Annotated in this window: 11 protein-coding genes and 1 pseudogene; 6 read left to right on the top strand and 6 right to left on the bottom strand. The window is 29.4% G+C overall.

Annotated elements, in window-relative coordinates:
• The first annotated feature begins 159 nt into the window (after positions 1 to 159).
• A complete protein-coding gene (locus BUB83_RS15870) occupies positions 160 to 1404 on the top strand; it encodes a PucR family transcriptional regulator (RefSeq protein WP_073339581.1) in 1245 nt (414 codons plus the stop codon).
• Between the two features lie 147 nt (positions 1405 to 1551).
• Here the strand turns inward: BUB83_RS15870 and BUB83_RS15865 are convergent, their stop codons facing one another.
• From BUB83_RS15865 to BUB83_RS15855, 3 genes are all read right to left on the bottom strand, one after another.
• Complete coding sequence (locus tag BUB83_RS15865) at positions 1552 to 2619, bottom strand: arabinose ABC transporter substrate-binding protein (RefSeq protein ID WP_073339580.1); 1068 nt, start codon at positions 2617 to 2619, stop codon at positions 1552 to 1554.
• A gap of 64 nt (positions 2620 to 2683) precedes the next feature.
• Positions 2684 to 3685, bottom strand: a complete 1002-nt coding sequence (locus tag BUB83_RS15860) for an ABC transporter permease (protein ID WP_084133619.1) — start codon at positions 3683 to 3685, stop codon at positions 2684 to 2686.
• Between the two features lie 75 nt (positions 3686 to 3760).
• Complete coding sequence (locus BUB83_RS15855; RefSeq protein ID WP_073339578.1) at positions 3761 to 5263, bottom strand: sugar ABC transporter ATP-binding protein; 1503 nt, start codon at positions 5261 to 5263, stop codon at positions 3761 to 3763.
• Positions 5264 to 5495: 232 nt separating this feature from the next.
• Between BUB83_RS15855 and BUB83_RS15850 the strand changes: the two genes are divergently transcribed.
• Positions 5496 to 7244, top strand: coding sequence for a sensor histidine kinase (locus BUB83_RS15850; RefSeq protein WP_073339577.1), 1749 nt, complete (start codon positions 5496 to 5498; stop codon positions 7242 to 7244).
• Between the two features lie 20 nt (positions 7245 to 7264).
• The gene (locus BUB83_RS15845; RefSeq protein ID WP_073339575.1) at positions 7265 to 8863 is read left to right on the top strand and encodes a response regulator transcription factor; all 1599 of its coding nucleotides are present in this window, start codon (positions 7265 to 7267) and stop codon (positions 8861 to 8863) included.
• A 51-nt stretch (positions 8864 to 8914) separates the two neighbouring features.
• On the opposite strand, the gene BUB83_RS15840 is transcribed toward BUB83_RS15845, so the two are convergent.
• Positions 8915 to 9937 carry a uroporphyrinogen decarboxylase family protein gene (locus BUB83_RS15840; protein ID WP_073339574.1) on the bottom strand — a complete coding sequence of 341 codons (1023 nt, stop codon included), beginning with the start codon at positions 9935 to 9937 and terminating at the stop codon, positions 8915 to 8917.
• A 129-nt stretch (positions 9938 to 10066) separates the two neighbouring features.
• Between BUB83_RS15840 and BUB83_RS15835 the strand changes: the two genes are divergently transcribed.
• The 3 genes and pseudogenes from BUB83_RS15835 to BUB83_RS15825 all read left to right on the top strand — a co-directional run.
• Positions 10067 to 10945, top strand: coding sequence for a PocR ligand-binding domain-containing protein (locus BUB83_RS15835; protein WP_073339572.1), 879 nt, complete (start codon positions 10067 to 10069; stop codon positions 10943 to 10945).
• Positions 10946 to 11091: 146 nt separating this feature from the next.
• Positions 11092 to 12105 carry an ABC transporter substrate-binding protein gene (locus BUB83_RS15830; protein WP_073339571.1) on the top strand — a complete coding sequence of 338 codons (1014 nt, stop codon included), beginning with the start codon at positions 11092 to 11094 and terminating at the stop codon, positions 12103 to 12105.
• A gap of 93 nt (positions 12106 to 12198) precedes the next feature.
• Positions 12199 to 12798 (top strand): annotated as a pseudogene (locus BUB83_RS15825) (ABC transporter ATP-binding protein); the annotation flags it as partial.
• A 59-nt stretch (positions 12799 to 12857) separates the two neighbouring features.
• On the opposite strand, the gene BUB83_RS22045 reads toward BUB83_RS15825, so the two are convergent.
• Positions 12858 to 13001 carry a hypothetical protein gene (locus BUB83_RS22045; protein ID WP_159434109.1) on the bottom strand — a complete coding sequence of 48 codons (144 nt, stop codon included), beginning with the start codon at positions 12999 to 13001 and terminating at the stop codon, positions 12858 to 12860.
• A 675-nt stretch (positions 13002 to 13676) separates the two neighbouring features.
• Positions 13677 to 13853, bottom strand: a complete 177-nt coding sequence (locus BUB83_RS22040; RefSeq protein ID WP_159434108.1) for a hypothetical protein — start codon at positions 13851 to 13853, stop codon at positions 13677 to 13679.
• Between the last annotated feature and the right edge of the window lie 284 nt (positions 13854 to 14137).

Below are 14137 nucleotides of genomic sequence, written 5' to 3'. Positions count from 1 at the left end.
CAGTACAAAATTCACTTCCAATTTTTGTTCAATTTTTTGATATTTTATTTTTATATTGCTTGACAATCCGAAAAACAATTATGAAGTTTATTTAAAATATGATAATATATTACCTATATATATATTATATTGTTAATATTTAAGAAAGGTGGTGCCCTAATGTATATTAATTGTAGAGATATTTCAAAGCTGCCCGGTATGGAAAATTTAAAATTAGTAGCGGGAGAAAATGGTTTAGATAGAAGTGTTAGATGGGTGCATATTGTAGATGTACCTGAAGTTAGCGAGTGGGTTAATGGTGGGGAATTAATATTTATAACCGGAGTTGGTTTAAAAAATGGTAATAAACAACTTGTAGATTTATTAGTAGAAATAAATAATAAAAATCTTTCTGGATTAGTTATTAATATTGGACCCTATATAAAAAGTATTCCCAATGAATTAATTGATTTAGCCAATGAATTGAAATTCCCCATTTTTGAGATTCCTTTCGAAGTTAAGCTAATAAATTTAACTCAAATTATTTCTAAAGCCATATTCACTAAGCAAATGCAAAATGAATCTCTCAATAGTCTTATGAAAGATATTATATATGAAGAATATAATGAAGAAATGTTAAATAGAGCTATTTTTCATGGATATAATACTAAAAAAGCATATATAACCGCAATCATTGATATTGATGATTTTTCAAAATATATAAAGAGAAATAAACTTACTAACGAATCAGAAATTTTAGAATGCAAGCGAATCCTTAAACAAATCATATCAAATACAATGGACATGCATAAAAAATCAGCTCTTACCATGAATCAAAGTGACTCCTTTACCTGCATAATTCCACTTGATCATAAAGATCTAATTATTGATACAAAAGCTAAAAACGACAAAGAAAGAGAAGTAACTTTTATTTTAGAAGAAATAAAAGATAAAATAAGTAACTCTTTACCTGGTATGACTGTGAGTATAGGTATAGGCGGGGTATGCAATGAACTAAAAAAACTTAAAGAAAGTGTGGAACAAGCTGACAAAGCCTTAAAGATTTTAAATATGTGCAATAGAAGAGATTCAATTAAAACATATAAAAGCCTAGGGATATATCGTTTATTTTTCCAAGTTGAAAATAAAAAGGAATTGACCTCTTTATATGAAGAATACCTAGCACCATTAGTAAACTATGATGCAAATAATTCTTCTGAACTTGTTAAAACCTTAGAAATTCTATTATTAGAAAATCAAAACGTTAGTAAAACTGCGGACATTCTTTTCATTCATAGAAATACTTTAAAATATCGAATCACAAAAATCGAAGAAATTTTAGATATTGATTTAAAAGATGCTAATACATGCTTTAATATATTATTATGTATTAAAATAAAAAGATTTATTAATCTACAAGTTTAAATACTTACAATGTTATTTCTATATGGTTTTACCATTAAATTAAAAAGGAACTTACTTTAAAGTAAATTCCTTTTTAATAAAACTAGATTTATTTATTTATTTATTTATTTATTTATTTATTTATTTATTCGTATATTAGCTTTTATCCTATTTAGCTGGCATTACAGTTTTATAGTTTGATTTATCTGCCATTACTGCACCAAATGGATATATTCCAAACTCTTCACCATCTTTTTTGTATTCATCATAAGGAACTACATCATCTGTTGCCCATTTCATTGCTGCAGTTGCTGCTATTTTACCATCCATTAAAGGGTCAATGTAAGCTGCTGCTTTAAATGCTGAATAATCTTTAGCAAATTCATCAATAGCAAGGTATCCACCAAGTCCTACAACACAAGCATCTTTATCAATACCAGCTTGTTCAAGTGCTCTTGTTGCACCTTGTGCACCCTCATCATTTGGAGCTGTAATAATCCAGTTTTTAATACCAGGATTAGCTGTAATTGTTGCAGCTACAACGTTAAATCCTTTATCTGATGTACCATCATAGTTAGCTTCGATTACTTTGTCTTCAGGGAAAGTACTAACATTTTTCAAAAATGTATCCTTAGCTCCTTCACTTCTTGGTACACAAGAGGATACTTCATTCATTGTCATAACCATATAAGCTGTTGTATCAGATTGCTCTGCAAGTTTATTATCTGCATAATATTTTGCTAACCATTCTCCTTGACTTGCTCCAACTACATAAGCATCAAGTTCAAGCGCTGGTGCGATATGTTTTCCATCTTTATCAATAAGACCATCATCATCTGCCATAACTTTGATACCAGCTTCTTTACATCTTTGAACTGTTATATCACTTAATTGTTGGTCTGGTGGGCAAACAATTAATACGTCAACACCTTGAGAAATAGCTGAGTCAAGAGCTGTCATATACTTGTCAGGCGACATAGCAGTATCAAAAAGAATTACATCTTTGGCTCCTAAGCTTTTTCCAGTTTGTTGCATTGCAGTAGATGTTCCAACAAACCATTCTTGGGATAAATCCTTACAAATATAAGCAATTACTGGTGCATCTGTTGTTTCTGCTGTAATTTCTTTAGTTGATGAATTTGCAGCTACGTTAGTAGTCTCCGATTCTTTTGAACAACCTACAAATAATGATGATACCAATGCTGTAGCAAGTAATAATGACATGATTTTTTTCATTTTAAAATTCCCCCTTGATTTTATTATTGTACCTCATAGTGAGATCAATTAACAATTGAATTATTTATGCTATTGACTGTTTTTCTGCTTGCTCTCTTTGCCGATTTCTATAGTAATCAAAAGATAATGCAGCAATCAATAAAATACCTTTAGCCACTGTTTGCCAGAAAGATTGAACATTTAACATCATTAGTCCATTATTAAAACCTTGCATAATAAAAAGTCCAATAAGTGCCCCACTAAGACTACCTATACCACCACCCATGGCAATACCACCAAGTACTGCAGCTGTTACTGCATCAAACTCAAGACCAACACTAGCACTTGGTTGACCTGTACTCATTCTAGCTGCAAGTATAATACCTCCAATAGCTGCAAATGCTGAAGTCAACATATATAACTTTGTCCTAACATTAAAAGCATTTATTCCTGCTAGTCTTGCAGCATTAGCGTTACCACCAATCATATAAACAGAACGTCCAAATCTTGTTTTGCTACTTACAAGAGCAAATACTATAAACAAAATGAAGAAAATAACTACTGGAATAGGAATTCCAAGAATCCTACCAACTCCAATTTTTAAAAGGGTTGGATTTGTGATAAATATAGCTTTTCCTCCACATAAGATGAATGCAAAACCTCTAAATATAGACATAGTTGCCAATGTTCCAATAAAAGGTTCAAATTTAAACTTGGTAACAAGCATTGAATTAAATACCCCTACTAACATTCCGCATATTATAACCAAAATAATTGCAATCCAAACATTCATACCTATAGATAAGAATAAAGCAACTAGCACTCCTGAAAATGCTGCTACTGAACCAGGTGATAAATCTACTTGTCCAGAAATCAGTAAGAAACTTTCACCTATGGTTACTAACCCCACAATAGCTGATGCAATTAAAACATTTATTATATTACTTCCTGTAAAAAACTTTCCTCCAGTTAAAAAATTAAATACACACACGATAATAATCAATGCAATCATAAGACCTAATTTATCTGATTTTAAAATACTTTTTAGCATTTCATTATTTTTTAAACCTTTACTTTTTGCCTCCATATCTTTCCTCCACCTTTCTAGCTCATAACACCCGTAGCTAATATTAATATAAAATTATCTAGCAATATCAAAATTCTAAGCTTCGCAACTCATACCAGTCATAGCTAATGTCAATATGCCTTCTTCTGTAGCTTTATTTCTAGTTACTTCTCCAGTAATTTTACCCTCACACATTACTATAATTCGATCTGATATACCCATTACTTCTGGCAATTCTGATGAAATAACGATTACACCAATACCCTTTTTAGCAAGATCTAATATTATCTTATATATTTCTGCTTTCGCTCCTACATCAATTCCTTTTGTAGGTTCATCTAATATTAGAACTTTTGGATTGGTAGCTAAAGCTCTTGCTAACAATACCTTTTGTTGATTACCTCCTGATAATTCAAGAATCTTTTTATAAATATTTGGTGTTCTAACATTTAATTTAACTACACTATCTTCTGCCAATTCAACATCTGCTTTATTATCAATAAAAAACATTTTCTGTAATCTTTTTAATATAGAAATACTTATATTCTCTTTTATTGATCTTTCTCCAATAATGCCCTCATCTTTTCTATCTTCAGGACATAATGCAATACCATTGCTTATAGCTTGCTCCGGATTCTTAATAGTCACAGTCTTGCCATGCAATATTAATTCACCCTTTTCAATTTTATCGGCCCCATATATTGCTCTCATGGTTTCGGTTCGACCAGCCCCTACAAGTCCTGCAAATCCTAAAACCTCACCTGCTCTTAGTTTAAAAGATATATCCTTTATATATTGATTAGTAATATTTTTTGCTTCTAGAATTACATCTCCTGTATCTTCATTTCTATCAAGATGTCCAAAAACATCTCCTAGGGATCTACCTACCATCTTAGCTACTATTTCTTTTTCAGTTATGTCTTTTGTATTAACTGTATCTACATAACAACCATCTTTTAAAATAATAACTTGATCAGTTATTTGGAATATTTCTTTCATACGATGAGATACATAAAGCACTATACTGCCTTTTTCCTTAAGTTTTTCAATAATATTAAATAAGGATACTATTTCACATTCTGACAAACTGGCAGTAGGTTCATCAAAGGCTATAATTTTAGGATTTCTTCTATAAACCTTCATAATTTCAACCATTTGTTGGTAAGCCACTGATAAATCTTTAATTTTATCTGAAGACTTTATTGGCAAATTAAATTCAGCGATAATATCATCTGTCATAGAATTTAATTTACTGTAATCAATAAAACCAAATTTATTAATTGGTATCTCGTCCATGTAAATGTTTTCTGCAACGGTTAAATAAGGAACAACTTGTCTTTCTTGATATATAATACCGATTCCAAATTCAATAGCTTCTTTTGGTGACTTAAAATGTTTTGACTCGCCATCAACAATATAATCACCACCATCTGGTAAATAATCACCATTTAGAACTTTAAGTAATGTTGATTTTCCTGCCCCATTTTCACCAACTAATGCAGTTACTTTACCGCCATAGGCTTCAAAACTAACTTTGTCAAGTGCCTTAACACCAGGAAATACTTTTGTTATTTCTTTAAACTGAAGCTTACTAGTCATTTTGCCCCCTCTTTCCATATCTATTACGTTATATTCATTATCACATGTGTCTTTATTTAATAAAATCATCCATTTTGACTTTTAATCATCAATATTTACCGTAATTTATAAAACCACTCTAATTGTATACAGATTTTAATATGCTTTTGTTATAATATAAACATAACTACACACTTCTCAACAAATAATTAAAACTAACCAATATAAACTCTAATATTAAGGAGGATTTTCTTTGAAAATAAAAAAAATTAGTTTAAGAATTACACTATATTTTACTGCACTACTAATTATGCTTGCACTTGTAATTTCAATACTTAATATTAGACTTTATTCTGACGAACTATCTGATGAAATAGATAATGTTGTTATTCAAAAACTAAACCTTATTACCGGAAAACTAAATGAAAACATTAACGATATCAAAATAATTCATAGTTCAATGCTTAATGATAAAAGTATAAATGCTGCTTTTCAAAAAGTTTTGGAAGAAACTAATGACGCTAATATTTTGGAACTCTCAACTTTAATTGACACTCACCCTAGTACAAGTTCTGATAGAAAATCTATTATCGCACTAGGATTAAATGGAGAAATATATAATCCCATAAGATCCTTCCCTGCTTTCAAAAACCTAACAGAAAATAATAATGACTTTCAAATAATGATGAATTCAAAACAGTACTTCAGATTAACTAAACCAAATACATTTCCTTTAGAAATTAGCAACCCTGAACCCTATCAGAAAGCAAATATAACATTATATGCTCAATACTATAATTACAAATCCTTAAAACAAATTGGATACTTGGCTATTAATTTTAAGAAAAATATTCTTTTTGATAATATTACTCCCCTTGCCACAGAAACTTTTGCGACTACATACATTGTTGATGAAAATAATGAACTTGTATTTCAAATTGGAGAAATCCCCTTTGAAGATTTACCATCAAATACTAGTAAAAATAAAATTATTAAAGTTCATGACAAAAAATACTCTGTCTTAGATGAATGCTTGACTGGCTACAATCGGTGGCATATAATCTCTTTGTTTGATCGTAGCCTTATTACCATTAAAACAAGTAAATTAAATCAATATATTTACCTAACTTTGTTTATTGCACTTATCATAATGATGTTTATTAGCTGGTTTATATCTCAAAATATTACAAATCCTATTCGTGATATGATTCGCTCAATGGGAGAATTTGAAAAAGGCCACTGGCCTATGCCACTGGAAACTAAAAATGAAGATGAGATTAAACACTTAATTCTAGGTTATAATTCTATGTTAACAAGTTTCATAAAACTTACTAACGATATGATTATTAATCACGAAGAAAGTAAAATGATTGAAATCGATTTAATCAAAACTCAAATTGGACTTCTTGAAGCACAAATCAATCCACATTTTATTCATAACACACTTAATTCCATGAATTATCTAGCATTAAGAAGTAACAACCAGGAGCTTTCCTCTATTATTGAATCTTTCAATAAGTTATTGAGAATGAGTATGGCTATTAATGTTAGTTTCGTAACTGTTATGCAAGAAATAGATAACATAAAAGATTATTCTCGAATTCAAAAAGTAAGATTTGAGAATGCCTTTAATATAGAATATTTCGTTGACCCAAATGCTTCAATTGGTAAAATGCCAAAACTTATTATCCAACCCTTGGTTGAAAATTCTATTATACATGGAATATTACCTAAAGATACTATTGGTAATATTATCATAACCGTTAATAAAATAAATAGCGATTTAATCATTATTATAAGTGATGATGGTATTGGTATAGAAAAAGATATATTAGATACCATTATCAAAATCAATAAAAAAGGTCCTGTGACCAAACATATTGGAGTTCAAAATGTTTATGATAGGCTAAAACTTTATTATGGGGAAGAAATAGGTTTTAGCATTAAATCAACCATAGATAAAGGTACAACCATAACACTAAAAATTCCTTATGAAGACTAAACGAAAGAGGTGGCCATTTTATGTATAAAGTTTTAATTGTGGACGATGAATTACCTGCAAGAGAATTATTAAAAATGAAAATAGACTGGAAATCTATAGGTTTTCAAATTACAGGTATGGCTAAAAACGGTAAAGAAGCTCTTGAATTTTATAATTCTTATAAACCTGATTTAGTTATTACAGATATAGAAATGCCTGTTATGGATGGACTTTCTTTAATTCAATCAATAAAAGAAATAAATGAAAGCCAACCTATTATTATTCTAAGTTGTCATGAAAGTTTTTCTTATGCTAGAAAAGCAATCAAACTAGGTGTAAATGATTATTTAATAAAAGACTCAATTGAAACAGAGGAACTCCGCACAATAATAACTCACATGTTTAAAAAACAAGAAACTAATAAAAAAAAATTATCTTCACAATCCGAAACAATTTCTCAAAAGAAAAAATCAGTGGTTACAAGACACCTTATAAAGTATGTAATGAATGATTCTAAACAACAGGAATATATTAGCCAGTATGAATTACACCTTTATGGAAATCAATTTAAATTACTATTTATAGATATTGAAATTTTAGATCAAGATTTATCAAAACCTCAAAGCCAATTTTTTAATAATGATGCCATTGAATCTTTACAGTACTTAATCCGCTTATCTTTAAATGATTATGCACTAGGCGAAATATGCCACGACGAAGGTAATTGTTTTATAGTTGTGTATGGCGTTACTAAAAGTCATAGCCAAATGGATTCTCAAGGAGAAGCCTTAGAAATATGTGCTTCTATTCGTAACAATATAAACAGCAAATTTAATACGCAAACCACCATAGGCGTTAGCAGCCCCTTTTCTAAACTTATCAATCTTAATACTGCTTATAATGAAAGTAAGCAATGTGTTAATCGTAAAATTATTAGCGGCTATGATAAAACTTACTTATTTAGTAATGTTTCAAGCATTGATAAGGATCAATATATAAAAATACTAAATGTAAAATTAAATCGTATTAATGACTATTTAAATAATTATAATTTCAAACCTATCTTCAAAGAAATAGATGACATTTTTCTTCAAAATCTAAAAGGTTTCATGCAATACAATTATCTAAAGCATACAAACTGGACACTACTTAGTATGCTAATTGAATTTTGTTCTAAAAACAATTTATCTTTTATAGAACTTTCAGGTAGCCATTCCCCATGGGAAACCATCATGGACATGAAAACCGTAGATGGCATGTGTACCTGGTTTAATAGAAATATTGAAATAATAAGTGATTTGTTATGCTCAAAAGTGGATAATAACTACTCCTATCATGTTCAAAAATCTATTAATTATATCCATAAACATTATAGCCAAAATATAAGCTTAAATGATTTATCAGAAATGGATAATCTTAATAGTTCTTATCTTTCAAGGATTTTTAAAAAAGAGACTGGAACTAGTATTACCGATTATATAAATAAAGTTAGAACGGAAGAAGCAAAATCACTGATACAAAATTCCAATAAGAAAATGTATGAAATAGCGGAACTTACTGGTTTTAGCAGCACTCAACGATTCTTTTTGATATTTAAGAAAGTAGTGGGTTCTTCCCCTGGTGATTTTAGAAAAAATTAAAAGAAGCTATCTCAAATGTTGAGATAGCTTCTTTTAAATATATTCTTCTGATTATTTCAAATATTTCTCTTGGTTCATAAATACCTCAAACATAGCTTGGATATTCTCTGGTGGAACATCAAACTCAAGCGCATGAGTTGGTGCAGCTATATAACCACCATTTTTACCCATTATCTTCATAATACGAATAGTTTCTTTCTTAATCTCTTCTGGGCTTGCTTTAGGTAATAATTGTTGAGTAGATATACCTCCCCAGAAAGCTAATCTATCTCCAAATTTTTCTTTTACTTTTTCTATATCATAAATTTCTGGTTGGAATGTTTGATAACAATCAAGACCAATTTCAATTAAGTCTTCAAAAATAGACTCAACATCACCACAAGAGTGTTGAAGTACATATAATCCTTTTTCTTTAGCTTTAGCATACATTCTTTTCATTCTTGGTTTAATAAATTCACGCCAAAAATCTGGTCCCATAATCAATCCTTTTTGTTGACCCCAATCATCCCCAAAATAAAAACCATCTATATCATACTCAAGAGCAATATCCATAACCTTTAAGTTATAATCACAAATCATATCTAACAATTTATGCAAACCTTCTGGATATAAAACCATAGCCATCAATACTTCCGGCATACCTGCTAAACTCCATGCACGCTCAAACATAGAAAATCCTATACCAGCAAAGGTAAATTTATCTTCACGATTTTTCAGTAATTCTTCATACTCTGCTCTTAACCTAACTTCATCAATTTCCGGAAAAACATATTCAATATTTTCAAAATCATCAATAATCTTTTCAAGTGGCATACCTATATCTTTATCTGCACCAGATCTATCCCATACAACACCAAAAGTATCTTTAAAGTTTTCAGGTTTGTCTTCTAACTCTGTAGGCCATCCCCAATACTGTACATAATTAAGATGTAAATCTAGTTTGTCTTTGAATTTAATGTCATTAGTGAATTTCACCATAATATCATCAGATTGCATAGTAAAGTCTGCATTAAATGGTATAATGTCCGTTTGCTCATGATTAAGTGCTTTTATAACTCTCTCTCTTCTTGTCATCATATCCTCCTAAATAACTTAATTTTAAATATACTATACCAAAATGTTGTTTTGTGATATAGTAACTATAATTAACATTAGCATTTATGTTCATATTGTATAATTTATTCTTTATTTGAAGGTGATAAATTGAAAGTATTATTTAAAGACGAAGAGGTTCAGAAATTATTAAATGACTACCAAAGTCTTATAAATGTTCGTATAGCTGTATTTGACACCCATTTTAACGAGCTGTTTTCTAGCCCTAAAACTATCAGTGATTTTTGTAGTAAAATACGCTGCTATCCTAAGGTTGCTGATGCTTGCAAATATTGTGACCATAAAGCCTTTAGACAATCCAAAGCTAATAAAGATATCTATATCTATAAATGCCATCTAGGCTTATACGAAGCCGTAACTCCAATACATGATAATGAAGAAATTCTTGGTTATATCATGATTGGACAAGTTCTTGATGAAAACCCCAAAAAGGATCAATGGCAACAACTATGTAGAAAACTATCCTCATTAACAGAATACTCTGAAGAATCAAATCACTTTGAGGATTTAAAACCTTTATACAATAATCTAAAACAAATGTCCATAGACCAAATAGAATCTGTTAGCAGAATAATGAAAGCCTGCGCTAGTTCTATATGGCTACAGCACATTATTGATATTGAACGTTCCCCTATTATTCAGCGAATCAACAATTATGTTCTTAACAACTACAAAGAAACTATAACCACAGAAAAAATATGCCATGATTTAAAAATAAGTAAAACAACTATCTATAATTATTTAAAAACAGATTATAACCTATCACTTAGCCAATATATAAATAATATAAGACTGGAAAAAGCAAAAGAACTTCTTAAAGAAAGTTCTATCTCTATTGCAGACATTTCCTGCAGTGTAGGCTTTGATGATTACAATTATTTTTCCAGAATTTTTAAAACTAAATATAAGATTACACCTAGTAAGTATCGAAAAACATTTAATATGTCGCTTAACAATTTTGATTCTTAAGGATAATTTCCAGTTAGTTCATAAAATTATCCTCAACTCACTTATTCAACAAATAATCTAAAGAAAAGAAATACAGATAATCCTATTAACAAAACCACATACAAAACATATATTGTATTGTAAGATAATCTACGGAGGTTTACTTAATGAGGAAAAAAATCAAATTTCTATCTTTATGTATTAGCATTTTATTCTCACTATTTTTACTTAATTCTTGTGGTACAAAATCCACATCTAACTTACAGACTATAAAACTTAACGAGGTTGTTCGTTCTGTTTTCTATGCTCCTATGTACGCTGCTATTAATCAAGGTTTTTTTGAAGATGAAGGGTTATCTATTGATTTAGCTACTGGCCAAGGTGCAGATAAAACCATGCAAGAAGTTTTAAGTGGTACTTCTGATATTGGGTTCTGTGGTCCTGAACAGGTTATTTACATCTATAATCAAGGAAGAGAAGACTATCCTGTTCTATTTGCTCAACTTACAAAAACTGATGGTTCTTTCTTAGTGGGAAGAAGTAATGAAGAGAATTTCAAATGGGAGAGCTTAAAAGGTAAAACTATAATTGGAGGAAGACCTGGTGGTGTTCCTGAAATGACTTTAGAATACGTTCTTAAAAATCATGGATTAGACCCTAAAACTGATGTTGATTTAATTACTAATTTAGCTTTTACCGCTACTGCCGGGGCTTTTACTGCTGGAACTGGTGATTATGTCGCTTTATTTGAACCAACTGCAAGCATGTTAGAATCTCAAAAAACTGGTTATGTTGTAGATTCAGTAGGAAAACAAGCTGGTGGAATAGCTTATACTTGTTATTTTACAACTAAATCTTATATGGATGAAAATCCTGAAACAGTGCAAAAATTTACTAATGCAATTTATACTGGTCAAGTTTGGGCAGATACTCATAGTGATGAAGAAGTGGCAAAATCAATTCAATCCTTCTTCCCTGGAAGTGATTTAGCCGTTCTTACAAAAGTTGTTGAAAATTATAGAGCAATAGGTGCTTTTTCTGTTGATCCAACTTTAAGTGAAAGTGATTTAACAAAATTAATGGATATAATTCAAAGCTACGATAAAACTCTTATCCCAACTAGACCTGCTTATAAAGATATTGTTAATACAAGTTTTGCTGAAAAAGCAATTAAGAAATAATGATTGGGGGTGGTTTCCATGCTGCCCCTACACTATTTACATATTATGTTATTTAAGGAATAAGTGTTTTATTTTTGAGAAGGGGGAATTAATTTGAGAGAACTTGAAATTTCTCATATATATATGAATTATCATACAATAACAGATGAAACAGAGGCTTTAAAAGATATTACATTTTCTGTGAATAAAGGAGATTTTATAAGTATTGTAGGTCCTTCAGGATGTGGTAAATCTACTTTATTGAATATAATTGCAGGTTTGATTTCACCTTCTAGTGGAAATGTCTCTATAAATTATAATAATGATAAAGAAACATCTGTAGCAATGGGGTATATGTTTCAAAAGGATCATCTTTTTGAATGGTTAAGTGTTTGGAACAATGTACTTCTAGGACTTAAAATTAAAAATAAAATTACTGATATAAATAAAAATAATGTTGAGAAACTATTAAAAAATTATAATCTTTGGGAGTTTAGAAATCATGTCCCTTCTCAGTTGTCAGGTGGTATGAGACAAAGGGTAGCATTAATTAGAACTCTAGCTCTTAATCCACAAGTTTTAATATTAGATGAACCTTTTTCCGCTTTAGATTATCAAAGTAGATTAAAGGCTAGCGATGAAATATATAAAATAATTAAAAGGGAAAATAAAACTGCATTAATGGTAACCCATGATATTTCTGAAGCTATTTCAAATATACGGTTACTAATTAGTATATATTGGTAAGTTCTCAAAGGAGCTCTAGTAGCTCCTTATTTTATTTGTTTAGGTAATTGAGTTACAAACTTAGCATATCCTTTTTCATACTTAATAAGATGATATGCTCCCCTTATGGTAGCCAGTTTAAATAATAAAACAATATAATCATTGAAATTATTGCTAAAAATACTCTTCATTTATTATTCTCCACAATATATGTTGCTGACATAATTGTGTCAGAATTGAGCTGATTAATATAATTAGCCTAATAGGTATATGTTTAACTAGAAGTTATATATTAAATTTTATAATAGACAATAATGATGTACCTTCTATTTTACTGGTATATTTACCCAAGAGTCAGAAATAAACCCTCCCCATCGATTACTTTATTAAAGTATATCAAAAGGGAGTTTATCTTGCATGACGGTGTTTGTTCCATCGCTTACCTATATTCTTTGGTTGTATCATTAAATGTTCACTTTGCAATCATTGTTTTAACCAAAAATTTTATTGTATCTAGGTTTATCCTAGCATATTCTACAATCCTTTTAATATCAAGGAGTTATTGGATACAAAATATCAAAACATATTTTTTTATACTTTACTATATCAAACTAAATTTCTCTTATGGGTGGCAAATGGGTGGAAAAATTACTTTTCCCACCCATTATTAATGACTATTTTAGATTTTTAATTATGCACAAATCACAGTATATTTATACAGTTTAAAATTGATATAGTTTATGTATAATTAGAAGTTATATATTATCTTTAATTTTTTAAAATACTAATATCACATTTTATCTTTTGTGTATTTACCCAAAAACATTCATCTATTGGGTTGTTTATCTACATGATATATTCTTTATTTATTTGCTGTTATTTTTATCCATGTATCTATTTTTCTTGTTATTTAAATAAGATAAAACTAATCCAATAACTATAATTATAATAAATATAAAATCATATGGGGTTCGCCTTAGAGAATAATACCCCAATATTCCAACAAGCAATACCAAAGATGATACTGATGCTATTTTTTTCATTATTTAATACCTCCTATTCTACTATTAATTGTTTTCGTAAATGAAACAAACATTATTTTGTTTAATTCCTATTCTAGTCATTTATGGCTTTTCCAATTATATGTAATAGGAAGTGAACTTATAATTACTTTCTATTATATTTCTTATACAAGATGCTGAAAAACCTAGGGTCACTGTAGTTGATTTCGTGATTGCGTTTTGTAGTTTTTCATCAACCTAACTTGAGTATTTTCAGTGGAAGTATCTAGTCAAATATATTGTGATGTTTATATTTTTCTGCTAGT

Source organism: Clostridium grantii DSM 8605, from assembly GCF_900129965.1.
GTDB lineage: Bacteria > Bacillota > Clostridia > Clostridiales > Clostridiaceae > Clostridium_AF > Clostridium_AF grantii.
The sequence above is the reverse complement of the archived record's forward strand: the minus strand, read 5'-3'. Positions and strand labels throughout refer to the sequence as shown.

Excerpts from the sequence above, each read along its gene's own strand:
- BUB83_RS15870 (WP_073339581.1), top strand. The coding sequence starts at position 160 with ATGTATATTAATTGTAGAGATATTTCAAAGCTGCCCGGTATGGAAAAT.
- BUB83_RS15865 (WP_073339580.1), bottom strand. The coding sequence starts at position 2,619 with ATGAAAAAAATCATGTCATTATTACTTGCTACAGCATTGGTATCATCA.
- BUB83_RS15860 (WP_084133619.1), bottom strand. The coding sequence starts at position 3,685 with ATGGAGGCAAAAAGTAAAGGTTTAAAAAATAATGAAATGCTAAAAAGT.
- BUB83_RS15855 (WP_073339578.1), bottom strand. The coding sequence starts at position 5,263 with ATGACTAGTAAGCTTCAGTTTAAAGAAATAACAAAAGTATTTCCTGGT.
- BUB83_RS15845 (WP_073339575.1), top strand. The coding sequence starts at position 7,265 with ATGTATAAAGTTTTAATTGTGGACGATGAATTACCTGCAAGAGAATTA.
- BUB83_RS15840 (WP_073339574.1), bottom strand. The coding sequence starts at position 9,937 with ATGACAAGAAGAGAGAGAGTTATAAAAGCACTTAATCATGAGCAAACG.
- BUB83_RS15830 (WP_073339571.1), top strand. The coding sequence starts at position 11,092 with ATGAGGAAAAAAATCAAATTTCTATCTTTATGTATTAGCATTTTATTC.
- BUB83_RS22045 (WP_159434109.1), bottom strand. The coding sequence starts at position 13,001 with ATGAAGAGTATTTTTAGCAATAATTTCAATGATTATATTGTTTTATTA.
- BUB83_RS22040 (WP_159434108.1), bottom strand. The coding sequence starts at position 13,853 with ATGAAAAAAATAGCATCAGTATCATCTTTGGTATTGCTTGTTGGAATA.